12 protein-coding genes are annotated in these 16,561 nt (G+C 72.0%); 11 read left to right on the plus strand and 1 reads right to left on the minus strand.

Annotated features, from left to right (window positions below; translation table 11 throughout):
* Window positions 1–3: 3 nt before the first annotated feature.
* From ABS52_06815 to ABS52_06860, 10 genes are all read left to right on the plus strand, one after another.
* Window positions 4–1,014 (plus strand): 3-ketoacyl-ACP synthase, encoded by a 1,011-nt coding sequence (locus tag ABS52_06815; protein ID ODT04142.1) that lies wholly within the window; start codon window positions 4–6, stop codon window positions 1,012–1,014.
* Complete coding sequence (locus ABS52_06820) at window positions 984–2,846, plus strand: hypothetical protein (GenBank protein ODT04084.1); 1,863 nt, start codon at window positions 984–986, stop codon at window positions 2,844–2,846. The genes ABS52_06815 and ABS52_06820 overlap by 31 nt, the downstream gene beginning before the upstream one ends.
* Window positions 2,843–3,304 (plus strand): hypothetical protein, encoded by a 462-nt coding sequence (locus ABS52_06825; protein ODT04085.1) that lies wholly within the window; start codon window positions 2,843–2,845, stop codon window positions 3,302–3,304. The genes ABS52_06820 and ABS52_06825 overlap by 4 nt, the downstream gene beginning before the upstream one ends.
* Entirely contained in the window at window positions 3,304–4,821 is a 1,518-nt protein-coding gene (locus tag ABS52_06830; GenBank protein ODT04086.1) for a hypothetical protein, read from the plus strand. The genes ABS52_06825 and ABS52_06830 overlap by 1 nt, the downstream gene beginning before the upstream one ends.
* Window positions 4,818–5,252, plus strand: coding sequence for an enoyl-CoA hydratase (locus ABS52_06835; protein ID ODT04087.1), 435 nt, complete (start codon window positions 4,818–4,820; stop codon window positions 5,250–5,252). Before ABS52_06830 ends, ABS52_06835 begins: the two co-directional genes overlap by 4 nt.
* Window positions 5,253–5,364: 112 nt before the next feature.
* Window positions 5,365–7,818 (plus strand): hypothetical protein, encoded by a 2,454-nt coding sequence (locus ABS52_06840; protein ODT04088.1) that lies wholly within the window; start codon window positions 5,365–5,367, stop codon window positions 7,816–7,818.
* Between the two features lie 4 nt (window positions 7,819–7,822).
* Window positions 7,823–8,830, plus strand: coding sequence for a hypothetical protein (locus ABS52_06845; protein ODT04089.1), 1,008 nt, complete (start codon window positions 7,823–7,825; stop codon window positions 8,828–8,830).
* 7 nt (window positions 8,831–8,837) lie between these two features.
* A complete protein-coding gene (locus tag ABS52_06850) occupies window positions 8,838–10,379 on the plus strand; it encodes a hypothetical protein (GenBank protein ID ODT04090.1) in 1,542 nt (513 codons plus the stop codon).
* Between the two features lie 11 nt (window positions 10,380–10,390).
* Window positions 10,391–10,975 carry a hypothetical protein gene (locus ABS52_06855; protein ODT04091.1) on the plus strand — a complete coding sequence of 195 codons (585 nt, stop codon included), beginning with the start codon at window positions 10,391–10,393 and terminating at the stop codon, window positions 10,973–10,975.
* Window positions 10,976–11,090: 115 nt separating this feature from the next.
* Complete coding sequence (locus tag ABS52_06860; protein ODT04092.1) at window positions 11,091–13,535, plus strand: hypothetical protein; 2,445 nt, start codon at window positions 11,091–11,093, stop codon at window positions 13,533–13,535.
* 213 nt (window positions 13,536–13,748) lie between these two features.
* On the opposite strand, the gene ABS52_06865 is transcribed toward ABS52_06860, so the two are convergent.
* Complete coding sequence (locus ABS52_06865; GenBank protein ODT04093.1) at window positions 13,749–15,200, minus strand: RNA helicase; 1,452 nt, start codon at window positions 15,198–15,200, stop codon at window positions 13,749–13,751.
* A 145-nt stretch (window positions 15,201–15,345) separates the two neighbouring features.
* Between ABS52_06865 and ABS52_06870 the strand changes: the two genes are divergently transcribed.
* The gene (locus tag ABS52_06870; protein ID ODT04094.1) at window positions 15,346–16,521 is read left to right on the plus strand and encodes a hypothetical protein; all 1,176 of its coding nucleotides are present in this window, start codon (window positions 15,346–15,348) and stop codon (window positions 16,519–16,521) included.
* The last annotated feature ends 40 nt before the right edge of the window (window positions 16,522–16,561 follow it).

The raw sequence follows: 16,561 nt of genomic DNA on the forward strand, positions 1-16,561 counted from the left end.
GCCGTGCGCCACGCCGTCATCACGGGGACGGGGAGCCACGTCCCCGCGCGCGTCGTGCGCAACGCCGAGCTGGAGCGCATCCTCGGCGTGCCGGTGGACCCCTTCGTGTCGGAGACGCTGGGAATTCGCGAGCGACACTTCTGCGCGCCTGACGAGTCCACGGTCGACCTGTGCGTCCCGGCGGCGCGCCAGGCGCTGGCGGCCGCGGGGCTCACGGCCGCCGACATCGACCTCCTCATCGTCGCTACCGACACCCCCGAGTACATCTCGCCCGCCACCTCGTCGGTGCTGCACGGCCGGCTGGGCACCAGGCGTGCCGGGACCTTCGACGTGAACTGCGGCTGCGCCGGCTACGTCACCGCCCTCGACATCGCCGCCAAGTTCATCCGCGCCGACGAGCGGTACGCACGCATCCTCGTCGTGGCGGCCTACGCGATGTCCAGGTTCCTGGACCTGCACGACAAGAAGACCGCGACGATCTTCGCCGACGGCGCCGGCGCCACGGTGATCGAGGCGAGCGATCGTCCCGGCGTGCTCGCCAGCGAACTGTTTGCCGACGGGCGCTACTGCGAGGGGATGGGGGTGTTCGCCGGCGGGACGAAGGAGCCCATCACCGAGGAGGTGCTGCGCCACGGGGTGCGCAACAAGCTGCGCTTCGTGCAGAAGTACCCGAAGGAGGTGAACGAGGAGGGGTGGCCGCGCATCGTGCGGTCCGTCCTGGCGCGCGCCGGACGCGAGGTGGCGCAGGTGGACCTCTGGCTGTGGACGCAGGTGAACCTCTCGACGATCCGCGTCGTGATGGAGCAGCTCGGGGTCCCGATGGACAGGGCACACACGGTGATGGGGAAGTGGGGGTACACGGGGGCGGCGTGCATCCCGATGGCGCTCGACGACGCGGTGCGCGCGGGGCGCGTGGCTGCGGGCGACCTGGTGATGATGACGGGGTCGGGTGCGGGGCTGGCGATGGGGTGCGTCGCGCTCGAGTGGCGCCCGGGCCGTGCGGAGGGGAGGTGATGCGGCTCGACGGCACCGTCCCGGTCCTGTTCCGCGACCGTGTCGCGGCCTCGGGCGACGCGCGGGCCCTGGGCGAGTACGACCCGGCGACGGGCGGGGTGGCGAGGGGGCTCAGCTGGCGCGAGTGGCGCGAGGGGGCGCTCGACGTGGCGGCGGCCCTTGTTGCGGCTGGCGGCACGCCGGGCGCCACGGTCGCGATCCTGGCCGGGAACACGATCCTCTGGCCCCTCGCCGAGCTGGGGGCGCTCGAGGCGGGGATGGTGACGGTCGGGATCTACCCGACGGCGTCGGCGTCGCAGCTGCGCGAGCTCCTCCTCGACGCCGAGGCGGCGGTCCTCGTGGTCGACACGCCGGCGCAGCTGGACAAGGCGCGCCAGGCGGCGGAGGGGCTGGCCTCGCCCCTCCTGGTCGTGGCCGACGTGGCGCCCGCCCTGCTGCGCGATCCCGCCGCCCCGGCGGTGCGCGAGACGGGGTGGGCGGCGTTCGTCGCCGATGGACGCGAGGCGCGCGGGGCGGGGGCGGACGGCGACGTTGCCCGGCGGATGGCGGCACTTCGCCCCGACGACATCGCGATGCTGATCTACACGTCCGGGTCGACCGGGGTGGCCAAGGGGGCGCGCCTTTCGCACCGCACGGTGCTGGCGTCGGCGCAGTCGGTGCGCGACACGCTCGGCCTGACGAGCGGCGACTCCGCGCTCTCGTTCCTCCCCTTCTGCCACTCCGCCGAGCGGATATTCGGCCTCCACACGCGCATTGCCTGCGGGATGCCGGCGACGCTGGTGGGCGACCCGGCACACATCTGGGACGCCGGGGTGGCGGTGGCCCCATCGCTGTTCGGCGGCGTGCCGCGGCACTTCGAGAAGGTCTACGAGCGGCTCCTGGCCGCGCGCGGCGAGGTCACGGCGGCGGTGGCGGCGCGGTGGGATGCGGCGCTGGCGCTGGGGCGGGAGCGCGCGCGCCTGCGGCAGCGGGGGGAGGCCGTGCCGGCGTCGCTGGAGGGGCGGTGGCGCGCGGAGCGCGCGGTGATCGCCCCGGTCCTGGAGCGCCACTTCGGCCCGGCGTTGCGGCTGGCGACGTCGGGCGGGGCGGCGCTCCCGGCGGAAGTCGCGGAGTACCTCGACGCGTGCGGTGTCACCGTCCTGGGGGCGTATGGGCAGACCGAGCACCTGTGCGTCGCCTTCAACCGCCCGGAGCGGTACCGGCACGACGCGGTGGGGCTCCCGATGCCGGGGACCACGCTCCGGATTGCCCCTGACGGCGAGGTGCAGGTGCGCCGCTCGGCGCTCACCTTCTCGGGATACCACCGGCGCGACGCCGAGACGGCGGCGGCGTTCACCGACGACGGCGCGTGGCTCCACACCGGCGACCTCGGGACGCTGGACGCCGAGGGCTTCCTCCGGATCACCGGGCGGTCGAAGGAGATGATCGTGCTCTCCAACGGGAAGAAGGTGGCGCCGCTCCCGCTGGAAGCACGCCTGTGCGAGGGGGCACTCATCGAGCACGCGGTCGTGCACGGCGAGGGACGCCCCTACCTGGTCGCCCTCATCGCCCCCCGCTGGCCGCTCGTGACGCAGTGGCAGCGTGCCCGGGGGATCGCCGGGGACGCCGCGTCGCTGGTCCGCCACCCCGCGCTGCGCGAGGCGATCGGGCGCGAGGTGGCGCGCGTGAACGCCGACGTCTCGCGCCCGGAGCAGGTGCGCACGTTCGCCATCCTCCCGCATCCCCTCACCGTCGAGGCGGGAGAGCTCACCGCGACATTCAAGGTGCGGCGCGCCGCGGTGGCATCGCGCCATGCCGCGCTCATCGACGCGCTGTACGAGGAATCCCCATGACGAGACGGGTCGCGATCGGCGCGACGTTCTGCGCGACGTGCGGCATCGCCGCCGCCTACCTGTCCGCCTTCCTCCCCGGCGGGACGGAATGGGGGGCGTGGTGCATGGTCGCGGGGCTGGCGACGATGGTGGTGTCGCTGATGGTGCTGGGAGCGGTGCGCCGCAACGGTGGCGTGGGACGGATCGCGATCCCGCTGGCCATCACGTTCGTCGTGATCGTCGCGGGCTTCGGCGCCGCCCTCCTCCTCCCGCAGGAGGGGAGCGGGTCGCTCGTCGTCCTCGGGCTCCCCGTACGCGCGGCGCTCGTCCTGTACGGGATCGGGCTCGTGCCGCTGATCGTGCTCCCCCTGGCCTATGCCCGCACCTTCGACGACATGACGCTGCGCGAGGAGGACCTGGCGCGCGTGCGCGAGCTGGCGGCGGAGCACGCCGCGCGCCACGGGAGGGGCGAGCCCTGATGGCGCCGACCCTCGATGCCCTGCTCCAGGGAGGGGCGCTCGCGCTGCCGGCGCAGCCGACGATCGTCGCCGTCGCGCTGGTCTACTTCGCGATCGTCGCCGGGATCGGCGTCTGGGCCGCGCGCCGGACGCACAGCGCGAGCGACTTCTTCGTGGCCGGGCAGGGGATCGGCCTCTGGACGATGGCGATCGCGGCGATGGCCGCGACGCTGTCCGGCTTCGCCTTCATCGGCGGTCCGGGGCTGGTGTACACGCTGGGGCTGGGCGCGGTCTTCATCATCCTCCCCATCGGCGTGACCGGTACGTTAGGCGCGTGGACCATGGCCAAGCGCGTCCGGCTGCTCGGGGAGCTGCGCGGGCTCATCACCGTCCCCGATGCCATCGACGCGCGCTTCGACTCCCGACTGGCCCGCGGGCTCTCGGCGGTGGCGATGCTGGTGGCGATCGTCGGCTACATGGCGACCAACATCCTGGCGCTCGGCCTGGTGATCGACGCGATCTTCGGCACCGGGCTCACGGCGGGGCTGTGGATCGGGATGGCGATCACGCTGGCGTACTCGGTGTCGGGGGGGATCCTGGCGGGCGTGTACACCGACCTCTTCCAGGGGGGGGTGATGGCGGCCGCGTCGGTCCTGGTCTTCGTGTACACGCTCAAGGTGGGCGGGGGGGAAGCGGGCTTCGCCGCGACGATCCTCCCTGCCGATGCCCCCTTCCTGGCCCCCTGGGGGAAGATGACCCCGCTTGCCGCGCTCTCGTTCTTCTTCGTCTTCGGGATCGGGTCGTTAGGGCAGCCGCACGTGGTGCACAAGTTCTACATGCTGCGCGACCCGCGGAAGCTCAAGTGGTACCCGCTGATCATGGGATGGGCGATCGTGATCAGCCAGCTCCTCTTCATCGGGGTCGGGCTGGCGGTCAAGGCGTTGGTGGTGCGCGGGGAGATCGCCCCGCTGGCCCGGGCGGACGACGCCACGCCGACGTTCCTGCTCGGCTTCACGCCGCTGCTGCTGTCGGCGGTGGTCTTTGCCGGCGTCGCGGCGGCCATCATGAGCACCGTGAACTCGTTCATGAGCGTCGGCGCTGCCGCCCTCACGCACGACCTCCCGCTGGCCCTCGGGCGGCGGGTGCGGAACGAGCTGTTCTGGGGGCGGGTGTCGACGGTGGCCATTTCGCTGGCCGCCACCGTGGTGGCCAGCCTCTCGGGGACGCTCGTCGCCTTCCTCGGGATCTTCGGCTGGGGATTGTTTGCCTCGACGCTCGTCCCGTCGCTGGCCATCGGGCTCAACTGGGCCGGGGCGACGCGCGCCGGCGCGATCGCCTCCATCGCCACGGGGCTGGTGGTGACGCTGGTGTTCGAGACGCTGGCCTACCTCAAGGTCTTCACCTTCCCGGCCGGGGTGACCGCCACTGCCCTGGCCCTGGTGAGTTCGCTCCTGGTCTTCTTCGCGGTCTCGTGGCTCACGCGCGACTCCGCGGCGGCCACGCTCGCCGACGACATTCGCTTCGTGATGGACACATGACCATGCCGATGGCCACGCTGCAGGTGGGACAGACCGCGGAGTTCAGCAAGACCGTCACGGAGAGTGACGTCACCCTCTTCGCGGGGATCACCGGAGACTTCAATCCCGCGCACGTCGACGAGGTGCGGGCCTCGGCGTCGCGCTTCGGCGGGCGCATCGCCCATGGCATGCTGTCGGCGGGCTTCATCTCGGCGTGCATCGCCATGCGGCTCCCGGGCCCCGGCGCGATCTACCTGTCGCAGACGCTCAAGTTCACGCGGCCGGTCAGGATCGGCGACACGGTGACCGCGCGGGTGGAGGTCCTGGAATGGAATGAGGGGAAGCGGCGAGCGCGACTGCTGACCACCTGCCGCAACCAGCGAGGCGAGCTGGTGATCGAGGGCGAGGCGCTGGTGCTGGTGCCTGACGAGGCGGCCGGCGACGGCCGATGAAGGTCCGGCGCGAGCCGGATGGTGTCGGGGACGGAGGGCGAGTGCCCAGCCGGCCGGAAGCAGGACGAGAAATCTCCCGAAGGAGGCATATCCGATGAGAGTGACACGTGAGGTGCGGCGAGTCCTGATCGTTCTGGCCATCGTGGCAGCGATCCCGCTTGCCGCTCAGGGACAGGGTGGGCGCATCGTGGGGACCGTGTCGGATTCGGCGCGGCGTCCGCTCGAGAACGCGAGCGTGAGCGTGGTGGGGACGCGGCATGGTGCCTTCACCGACGCCAACGGCCGCTATGCGATCGCCAACGTCCCGACGGGGCAGTACACCCTGCGGGTGCAGCGCATCGGCAGTCGTGCGCGCGAGGTGGCGGGCGTGTCGGTCACTGCCGGGGGGGCGACCGAGGTCGACGTGACGCTCGAGGCGGCGCCGCTGCAGCTGGGGGGGGTCGTGATCTCGGCGTCGCGCCGGGTCGAGAAGCTCACCGACGCGCCGGCCACCGTCACGCGGCTGGAGGCGGCGCAGATCGCCAACTCCGTCGGCAACTCCTTCGCCCCGGCGCTCAAGGAGGTGAAGGGGATCGACTTCATCCAGGTGGGCGTCACGTCGGTGGCCATCAATGCGCGCGGCTTCAACTCGTCGTTCAACAATCGCATGCTGATGATGGAGGATGGGCGCATCGGTGTCCTCCCCGAGAACGGCCTCCCCGTCGGCGGCTTCACCACGATCCCGAAGGTCGACCTGGCCGGCGTCGAGGTCCTGATCGGTCCGGGGTCGGCGCTATACGGTCCCGACGCCTCGAACGGAGTCCTCACGCTGCAGACCAAGGATCCGAAGCAGTATCAGGGGACCACGGTGGAGGTGGCGGGCGGGTCGCACAGCTTCATGGACCTCCAGGCGCGCCACGCCGGCGTCACCACCAGCGGGACGTTCGGCTACAAGCTGAGCGGCGAGTACCTCTCGGCCAACGACTTCGAGAACCAGCTGCGCTATGCGGGAAACGTGCGTGAGCAGGGGATCGGGGGAAAGGTCGACTGGAAGACCGACGTCCTTCGCGCCGAGGGGGCGCTGGTGTACTATGGCGGCGACAATCGGGTGGAGCTCTCGCTCGGGAACAGCAAGTCGAACGGCGTGGGGCAGACCAACGTGGGGCGCAACCAGCTGGTGGATTGGCAGTACCGGCACGCGCAGCTCAAGTGGACGTCGCCGCGCTGGTATGCCAATACCTATTTCGCGCAGTCCCTGTCCGGCGACTCGTACGCCATCAACCGCTACTCCTCGGCGCGCCTCACGACCCCGCCGACGATCAGCGACGACTCCGTGGCAAAGCTCTCCGATTGGCCGGCCGACGGGCGGCTGATGGCGGCCGAGCTCCAGAACAACTTCACGCTGGCCCCGCTGGCCGACACGCGGGTCGTGTGGGGGGCGCAGGTGAGGAAGGACCGGGTGAGCTCCGACCGCGAGTGGCTCAGCGACCGCGAGACGGGGAAGGACATCGTCGTCAACCAGGTGGGAGCGTACGGACAGACCGAGACGCCGCTTGGCGACGCGTGGCGCCTGATCCTGGCGGCGCGCCTGGACAAGCACGACCTGTACGACCAGCAGTTCTCGCCGAAGGCGGCGCTGACGTACACGCCGTGGAGCGACCAGACGTTCCGGGTCACGTTCAACCGTGCCTTCAAGTCGCCCACGCTCCTCAACACCGACTTCTCGGCCCCGGACTTCGTGAAGCTGGCGGCGGGGCTGGGAGGGTTCGGGGTGTTCGGCAACAAGGACGGCTACACGGTGCGGAACGCCGCCGGGACGACGGTGGCGACGTACCAGCCGCTCGAACCCGAGCGCAACACCACGTACGAGTTCGGCTACAAGGGGATCCTGCGGGACCGGCTGTTCATCGACGCCGCCTACTACCGGTCGGACTACGAGCACTTCATCTCGCCGCTGGTGACGATCAACGCGCACCTGGCGGGGATGTTCGCCTACAACGCCAAGGGCGAGCGCGTGGAGTCGCCGAACGGGGCGCAGTCGGTGCTGACGTACCTCAACCTCGGCAAGGCGAAGCTCGAGGGGGTGGACGCGGGCGTGCGCTGGGTCTTCACCGACAACGTGGCCGCATCGGGGACGCTGAGCCTCACGAAGCTCGACCGCGTGGAGAAGAAGCCGACCGATCCGGCGGCGGTGGTCGAGGCGACCGCGCTCAACACGACGCCGGTCAAGTGGAACGTGGGGATGGACTTCAACTCGCCTGCCCGCAACCTGCTGGGCGGCTTCACCGTGCGCCACGTGACCGGGTACAACTTCCGGTCGGGGATCAACGCCGGTGTCATCCCGACGTTCGAGACGCTCGACCTCACCCTGGGGCGACGCCTCCCCTCGCTGGGGGCGCAGGTCAACGTGTCGCTGCAGAACATCGCCGCGTGCCGCAGCGGCGACTACGAGCTTCGCCTGGGGCAGGTCTCGCCCGGGACCCTGGTGCGCAAGCGCAGCTGCAACATCGGCTTGCGCCACCTCGAGATGATCAACATGCCGTCCATCGGCACGATGCTGTTCGTCGGTGTTCGCTACGACCGGTAGGACGATGGCCAACGCGATGCTCCTGGCGGCCGCGGCCGGGGCGCTCGGCGCCCCGCCGCGGGCACGTGCCTCGGGCAGCGCCGGGATCGGCGCATCGCCCCCGGCGAACGGCCGGGTGATCCGGGGAACCTACAGGAATGCAGCAGGCGAGCGGCCGTACGTGCTCCACGTCCCGGACGGCAGCGCCGCGGCCGGGCGGCGAGGGCTCGTCGTGATGCTCCATGGGTGCACGCAGGACGCCGACGACATCGCCCGGGGCACGCGCCTGCACGAGGCGGCGGCGCGGAAGGGGTGGCTCGTGCTGTACCCGGAGCAGCCGGTGGCGCACAACCCCAAGCGATGCTGGAACTGGTTCGACCCCGCGCATCAGGGGCGCGATGCCGGGGAGCCGTCGATCATCGCCGGGCTCACGTCGCAGGTGGTGGCCGACCACCAGGTCGATCCGCACCGCGTGTACCTGGCGGGGTTGTCGGCAGGAGCCGCGATGGCGGCGCTGGTGGCGGCGGCCTACCCCGAGCGGTACGCCGCGCTGGCGCTGCATTCCGGCCTGGTGTACGGGGGGGCACACGCGGCGATGGCGGCGGTGGGGGTGATGCAGCGCGGCGTGGCGAGCCCCGAACCGTACGCGGAGTCGGCCCACCGGGCGATGGGAGGGCGTTCGCGGGTGATCCCCACGCTCGTCATCCACGGCGAGGCGGATGCCGTCGTGGCGCCGATCAACGGTGCGCAGGCGGCGCGACAGTGGTTCCTGACCAATGCCCTCGCGATGGGGCAGCCGCTCGATACCACGAGCGGGGCGACCGATCGCTCGGAGCGCGAGGAGGGGGGATACCTGGTGCGCCGGTCGACGTATCGGGCGAAGGACGGGACCCCGCTGTCGCAGCTCGTCATGGTGCGCGGGCTGGGGCATGCGTGGTCTGGTGGGGCGCCCGAGGGGAGCTTCACGGATCCGCGCGGCCCCGCCGCCACGGCGATGATCCTCGACTTCTTCGCCTCGTCGGGCAGGCGTTAGGCGCGTCATGGCCAGCTCCCCCCTCCCCGCATTCCCGGCGTACCCCGACCCCATCCGCTGGTGGGGGCGCGTGACCCCGGGGCGCCTCGCGCTGGTGGAGCGGCGGCGCGACCAGCGCCTGACGTACGCGGAGCTGGATGCGCTCGCCGACGCCTGGGGCGACGTGCTGGCCATGCACGGCGTGGGGCGCGGCGATCGCGTGGCGACGCTGGCGGGGACCCGCGTGGCGCAGGTGGCGCTGCTCCATGCGTGCGCGCGCCTGGGCGCGGCGCTCGTGCCGCTCAACTGGCGGCTGGCGGCCCCCGAACTGGCGCGCCTGGTCGGCAATGCCCGTCCCGCCCTGGTGGTGGGCGAGGGACGCTTCCGGGCGCTGGCGGAAGGGGGAGGGGTGGATGCCACGGGGGCCGCCTGGCTCGAGCTCGCCGAGTCGCACGACGCCCCTCCCGTCCGCGGCGCGCCTCGGCGGATTGCGGCTGACGAGCGACTCTCCGCCGACGATCCAGCGCTCATCCTGTACACGTCCGGATCGACCGGCGCCCCCAAGGGGGCCATCCTGCCCCATCGCCAGCTCTTCTACAACGGCGTGGCCACGACCACGGCTTGGGAGCTCGGGGCCGATGACATCGCGCCTGTCGCGACCCCGTTCTTCCACACCGGCGGGTGGAACGTCTTCGCCACCCCGCTGTGGCAGCGCGGGGGGCGCGTGGTGCTCTTCGACCACTTCGACCCATCCACCTTCCTGCAGGAGCTCGCGGAGGAGCGGTGCACCGTCGCCCTCACCGTCCCGACGCAACTCATCATGCTCCTCGAGGACGCGGCGTGGGGAACGCCGATACCGTCCCTTCGCCACTTCATTTCCGGTGGCGCGCCATGCCCGGCGAGCGTGATGGAACGCGTGCGCGCGGCAGGCTACGGGATGAAGGAGGGATATGGGCTCACCGAGTGCGGCCCCAACTGCTTCGCGATGCCGCTGGACGAGGCGGCGCGGCGTGCCGGCAGCGTGGGATGGCCGGTCCCCTTCCTGGAGATGCGCCTCGCACGCGCGGACGGGTCGGTGCCGGCGCCTGACGAGGCGGGCGAGCTCCTGCTGCGCGGCCCGCAGATGTTCGCGGGCTACTTCGACGCCTCCGATCGTACCGCCGACGTGATCGACGCCGACGGGTGGCTCCACACCGGCGACCTCGCGTCGCGGGATGCCGATGGTGCCTATCGCATCTGCGGCCGGCGGAAGGAGATGTTCATCTCGGGAGGCGAGAACGTTTATCCGGGCGAGGTGGAGGCGGTGCTGATCGGGCATCACGCGGTCGCGGAAGTCGTCGTGGTCGGGGTGCGCGATGTCCGGTGGGGCGAGGTGGGGCGCGCCTTCGTGGTGCCGCGCGGCGGAGCGGCCGTGATTGCCGAGGACCTCCTCGCGTGGGCGCGCTCACGCCTGGCGAGCTACAAGGTGCCGAAGGCGGTCACCGTCCTGCCGTCGATCCCGAAGCTCGGCTCGGGAAAGGTGGACCGTGGCGCACTGGCGGCCATCGCCGCCGGGGAGGAGACGCATTGACGGGACGCGAAGTGACCAAGGGCGCCACCGTGCGCGCGACCCTTTCGTACATCGAGGCGCTGCACGGTGCGGAGGTGGCAGCAACGGTGCTGTCGATGCTTCCACGGGAGCAGCGGGACCGCCTTGCCGCGATCGATCCCACGGCCGAGCTGCCGTACGAAGACCTGGTCGCCCTGTGGCGCGCGGCCGACGCGCGGCTGGGCGGGCGCGACCCCGAGTGGATGGAGCGGTCGGGCGCGCACTCGATCGAGTCGACCGGGGTGAGGCTGTACAGCGGCATCCTGCGCAAGCGATCGCCGCACGAGTTCCTCACGCAGAGCGTGTCGCTCTTCCAGCTCTACTACTCGCCCGGTGACATGGAGGTGGTGGAGGAAGAGGGGACACGCGCGGTGTTGCGGCTGACGGGGTTCGACTCGCAGGACCCGTTGTTCTGCCGCCGGCAGACGGGGGGGCTGCGGCAGGCGCTCCTCCTGGCGGGGGGAGAAGCTCCACGGGTCAAGCATGTCCGCTGCGTGCACGCGGGCGATGCCTTCTGCGAGTGGGAGTTGACCTGGCAGGACGGAGGGAAGCACGCCAGCGCGCCGGGCGCGGGCTAGCGACGACGTTGTATGGGTGCGGGGCGGCTGCTCGCCTTCGAATCCTGACGGGGGATGCGGACGTATGGACCGGTCGGAGGTCCGGTCGCCCGTTTCGCCCATCGTCCCGCCTGCCATGTCGACACTCGTCCACGACGTTCGGTTCGCCGCCCGCCTGCTTCTCAAGAAGCCGCTGTTCACCGCGCTGGCGGTCGCCACCCTCGCGCTCGGGATCGGGCTCAACACCGCGGTCTTCTCGGCGGTCGATGCGCTCCTGCTCCGCCCCCTTCCGGGGGTGCGCGACGCCAACGACCTGGCGCAGATCTACCGCACCTGGCCGGGCGGGATGCAATTCGGCTCCAACTCCATCCCGCACTGGCGCGACCTGCGCGAGCGGAGCCGCGACGTCTTCACCGATGCCGCCGCCTGGGCGTTCACGCGCCTCAGCATCTCGGCGGGGGAGCGTCCCGAGCAGGTGATGGGGCAGATGGTCTCGGCCAACTTCTTCTCGGTCCTTGGCGTGGACGCGGTGCGCGGGCGGGTCTTCGCCCCGTCGGAGGACGTGGGCGAGCTGGCGCATCCGGTGGCGGTGCTCAGCTACGCGGCGTGGCAGCGCCGGTTCGGCGCCGCCGAGGACATCGTCGGGCGCACCGTTCGCGTGAACGGCGTGGCGTACACGGTAGTCGGCGTCACCCCGCGGGACTTCCACGGGCCGCTCCCGCTCGTGACCCCGGAGATGTGGGTCCCGCTGGCGCAGCTCAAGCAGGTGAGCCCCGGCAATGCCGATGCGGCCGAGCGGCGCAACGAGAACTTCCTGAACGTCGTGGCGCGGTTGAAGCCGGGCGTCACCATGGGACAGGCGCGGGCGCAGATGGCGACGCTCGCCACCCAGCTCAAGGAGGACTACCCCGATGCGTATGCGCAGACGGGCATCCACCTCGTGCCGCAGGCGGAGGCCGGGATTCACCCGATGTTCCGCTCGGCGCAATTGGGGCTGACGGGGGTGGTGCTGGCGGTGGTGGTGATGCTCCTGCTGGTGGCATGCGTGAACGTCGCCAACCTCTTCCTGTCGCGCGCCCAGGAGCGGTGGCGCGAGATGGCGGTGCGGTTGAGCATCGGGGCGCGCCGCGGGATCCTGGTGCGGCAGCTGCTCACCGAGAGCGTCATCTTCTCGATCGTGGCCGGCGCCGTCGGGTTGCTGGTGGCCTGGTGGGCGATCGCCCTCGCCAACCGGGTCTCGATCCCGCTGGACCTCGACTTCACCCCGGACCTGCGGCTGAGCCTCCCCGTCCTGCTCTTCTCGTTAGGTATCTCCCTGGTGACGGGTGTGTTGTTCGGGCTGGCGCCGGCGTTGCAGGCCACGCGGCCGGCGCTCATCCCGGCGCTCAAGGGCGAGGCGCCCGCGGGAGGGTCGCGATCGCGGCTGAGCCGGACGCTCGTGGTGGCCCAGATGGCGCTCTCGCTCGTCCTTCTCACCTGCGCGGGGCTCTTCCTGCGCAACCTCTCGGCCGCCACGCGCGCCGACAAGGGATTCGTGAGCGACGGTGTCCTGATGGCGACCGTCGACCCGGAGCTGCAGGGGTACGGCCGCGGGCGTGGCGAGGAGTTCTACGAGCGGCTCGTCGCGCGGCTCCGCGCGCTCCCCGGCGTGCAGGGGGTGGGGATGACCAACTCCCCGCCGCTCGGCCTCTACAACTCGGATCGCGGCGTGCGCGTGCCGGGCTACACGCCGGCCGAGAACGAGGGGATGAACATCGACTATTCCGTCGTGTCGCCCGGGTACTTCGAGACGCTGGGGATCCCGCTCGTCGCGGGACGTGGCTTCGAGGGGCGCGACGACAGCACGGCAACGCAGGCCATCGTCGTCAACGAGCAGTTCGTGAAGCGGTTCTGGCCCGACGGGAACGCGATCGGGCGCATCGTCCGCACGGGGGGGCGCGACCGCACCGTGATCGGGGTCGTCCCCACCGGGAAGTACCGCCGGCTCGGGGAGGCGCCCACGGCGTACATGTACTTCCCGCAGGCGCAGGAGTGGCGGGGGCAGATGACGATCGTCGTGCGCACGGCCGGGGAGCCCACCGCCATCGTCCCCGCCCTGCGGGCGGAGGTGGCCGCGCTCGACGCCGACCTCCCGGTCTCGGAGGTGCAGGCGATGTCCGAGTTCCTCGGCCTCGCCCTGCTTCCCGCGCGGCTGGCCGGGACGACGCTCGGCGTCTTCGGGGTGCTCGGATTGCTCCTGGCGGCCGTGGGGATGTATGGCGTCATGTCCTACGCCGTCTCGCAGCGCACGCGCGAAATCGGGATCCGCATGGCGATCGGCGCGGCGCGCGGCGAGGTCGTGGCGATGGTGATGCGCCAGGGGCTCACGATGGTGGCGATCGGCGGGGCGATCGGCCTGGTGATGGCCCTCGGCGCGGCGCGCCTGATCCGGGGCGTGCTGTACGGGGCGGGAGCGGCGTTCGACCCGCTCACCTACGTCGTCGTGCCGTTGGTGCTGGCGGTGGTGGCCGCGCTGGCCACGTGGGTCCCGGCGCGCCGGGCCGCGAGCATCGATCCGGTGCTGGCGATCCGGGCGGAGTAGGGAGGGGCGGACGGGAGGCGGGAACGGCGGCGCCCCTGGCGCCGCCGCCCCGGCATGACGAGGCGTGCGTCAGCGTCCCGTCGGGTGGACGCTCGTCGGGCGGCCGAAGATGCGGTCCATCGTCGTCGCCATGGTCGGGCTCCACTGGCTGGACGCGACGAGTAGGGCGAAGTCCCGCGCAGGGGCGACGCCGGCGAGCGCATCGTACGCCCGTCAGCCGCGGCGCCGTCCCGGTCCCGCCCCGCGAGGCGCCCCGCCCCTGGGGGATGGTGCGGCATCGGGGCGCCGGCGATCGTCCTGGCGCTTGCGCGACTCCTCCGGCCGCTTGCGCGGTTCGTCCCTGCCCTGCCGCTGCTCCTCCTGTCGCCGGCGCTGCGCGGCATCGCGCTGCGCCTTGGCGTCGCGGCGCGCCTGTTCCTCGGCCGTCGCCCGTTCGCGGCGCTCGGCCTTCGCCTTGGCGTTGGCGCGCTCACGGGCCTTCTGCTCGCGCCACTTGGCCACGCGCTCGGCCTGGGACACCTCCAGCTTCTCGGCGATCCTGGCGGTGTAGTCGAAGTCGGGGAGCGTCACGCGTTGCAGCCGGCGGCCGAGCTTGCGCTCGATGTCCGCCAGGTCGCGCTCCTCCTCGGACGAGACGAACGTGAAGGCATCGCCGGTGGCCTGGGCCCGCCCGGTGCGCCCCACGCGGTGGATGTAGTCCTCCGGCGCCATCGGGACGTCGAAGTTGACCACATGCCCCAGCTCCTCCACGTCGATGCCGCGGGCAGCGATGTCGGTCGCCACCAGGACGCGGTACTTCCCGCTCTTGAAGCCGGCGAGCGCCTCGGTGCGCTGCGGCTGCGAACGGTTGCCGTGGATGCGCTCGGCGGGAATGTCGTGCCTGGCCAGGAACTTCTGCAGGCGGTCGGCCCGGTGCTTGGTGCGGGTGAACACCAGCACCTCCTGCATCTCCCCGCGCACCAGCAGCTGCAACAACAGCGCCGACTTGAGCTCCTGCGCCACCGGGTACACGGCCTGCGTGATCCCCACGGCGGGGGCCGCCTTGCGCTCGAGGTTGATGCTCGCCGGCGACTTCAGCATCTCGTGCGCCAGCTTGCCGATGGGTTCGGGCATGGTGGCGCTGAAGAACAGCGTCTGCCGCTTGGTCGGCAGCTGCTTGAGGACGCGGCGGATGTCGGGGAGGAACCCCATGTCGAGCATGCGGTCGGCCTCGTCGAGCACGAGGTACTCGATGTGGCCGAGGTTGGCGTAGGCGTGCTTGAGATGGTCCAGGAGGCGCCCCGGCGTGGCGACGATCACGTCGACGCCGCTGCGCAGCGCATGTTCCTGGGGCCCCATCCCCACGCCGCCGAAGATCGCGGCGGCGGTGAGGGGCGTATGCACGGCCAGGTCGTTGAGGTCCTCGTGGATCTGCGCCGCCAACTCTCGCGTCGGGGTGAGGACGAGGGCCCGCGTCGTCCCGCGCGGGCGCGCGATCAGCGCGTGGAGGATCGGGAGGAGGAAGGCGGCCGTCTTCCCGCTCCCCGTCGCGGCGCAGGCCAGCAGGTCGCGGCCGGCGAGGGCGTGCGGGATGGCGTCGGACTGGATGGGGGTGGGGCGGGTGAAGCCGAGTTCCTTGAGCCCCCGGAGGAGGCTCGGGTGCAGGTCGAGCGAGGAGAAGTTCACGCGATAGTCATGACGGGAGATGCGCTGGCCGGGGCGATCGGGGATCGCGGGCGCGCAGGGTGGTGCGAATGGATGCCAAGGAAGCTCGCCTGTCGCGGCGCGCGGTGCCACTGGGCGAGGGGCGCGGTCGATTAGACTTCCCGCGGTGAGTCGCCGATCCGCCCCCGCCCGCCATGCGGCCTTCGCCGTCAGCGCACCTGGCCTGGCCCCACTCGCCGCGCGCGAGCTGGTCGGGCTCGGCTTCACCGTGGGGGGGGTGGAGTCGGCGGGCGTCGCCTTCGAGACCGATGCGCGCGGGCTCTGCCTGGCCAACGTGCACCTGCGTACGGCCAGCCGCGTCCTCGTGAGGGTCGACGAGTTCCGCGCCGCCACGTTCCACGAACTCGAGAAGCGGACGGCGCGCATCGACTGGGCGAGCTGGATCGCGCCGGGGCGAGGCGTGTCGCTGCGCGTCACCTGCCGCAAGTCGCGGTTGTATCACTCCGGGGCCGTGGCGGAGCGGGTGGCGGGGGTGCTGGCGCCGCTGGCCGGGCGGGTGGTGCACGGGACGGGGGGCGCCGAGGGCGAGGATGCCGACGAGGGGGGCGAGGCCCAGCTGGTGGTGGTTCGCCTGCTGAACGATCGCTGCACGATCTCGCTCGACAGCTCGGGGGCGTTGCTGCACCAGCGCGGCTACCGATTGGCGACCGGGCGGGCTCCGCTGCGGGAGACGTTAGGCGCGGCACTCCTCCTGGCGTCGGGATGGGCACCGGGCACCCCGCTGGTCGACCCCTTCTGCGGCGCGGGGACACTCGCGATCGAGGGGGCGATGCTGGCACGCCGGATCGCTCCCGGGGTGGGGCGCCCGTTCGCCCTGGAGCGGTGGCCGGGTGTGGACCCGGCCACGGTGTCGCGGATTCGCGAGGAGGCGCGCTCGCGCGAGCTCGCGGACGCCGGCGCCCCCCTCCTGGCCAGCGACCGCGATGCCGGGGCGGTGGAGGCCGCGCGTTCCAACGCCGAGCGCGCCGGCGTCCTGGGAGACATTTCCTTCGCGGTGCGCGCCGTGTCGCACCTGGCCCCCCCGGGCGGGAGTGCGGCTCCCGGGGCGATCGTGACCAATCCGCCGTACGGTGTGCGGGTGGGCGAGGGGGAGCTGCGCAACCTGTACGCCCGCACCGGCGCGGTGCTTCGGGAGCGGTTTCCCGGGTGGCGCCTGGCGATCGTCTCCGCCGACCGGCGGCTCACCGGGCAGCTCGGGATCCCGCTCGCCGATGCCGTCCGGACGAGCAACGGGGGGATTCCGGTGACGTTTGCGGTGGGGGACGTGCCGGGCGAAGGGTGAGCGGGCCGGACGGCGGGTGCGCTCCCTCCGTCGTGTCCAC

It is taken from the genome of Gemmatimonadetes bacterium SCN 70-22 (assembly GCA_001724275.1).
In the GTDB taxonomy this organism is placed as follows: Bacteria; Gemmatimonadota; Gemmatimonadetes; order Gemmatimonadales; family Gemmatimonadaceae; genus SCN-70-22.

Excerpts from the sequence above, each read along its gene's own strand:
- ABS52_06850 (ODT04090.1), top strand. The coding sequence starts at position 8,838 with ATGGCCAGCTCCCCCCTCCCCGCATTCCCGGCGTACCCCGACCCCATC.
- ABS52_06835 (ODT04087.1), top strand. The coding sequence starts at position 4,818 with ATGACCATGCCGATGGCCACGCTGCAGGTGGGACAGACCGCGGAGTTC.
- ABS52_06825 (ODT04085.1), top strand. The coding sequence starts at position 2,843 with ATGACGAGACGGGTCGCGATCGGCGCGACGTTCTGCGCGACGTGCGGC.
- ABS52_06845 (ODT04089.1), top strand. The coding sequence starts at position 7,823 with ATGGCCAACGCGATGCTCCTGGCGGCCGCGGCCGGGGCGCTCGGCGCC.
- ABS52_06830 (ODT04086.1), top strand. The coding sequence starts at position 3,304 with ATGGCGCCGACCCTCGATGCCCTGCTCCAGGGAGGGGCGCTCGCGCTG.
- ABS52_06860 (ODT04092.1), top strand. The coding sequence starts at position 11,091 with ATGTCGACACTCGTCCACGACGTTCGGTTCGCCGCCCGCCTGCTTCTC.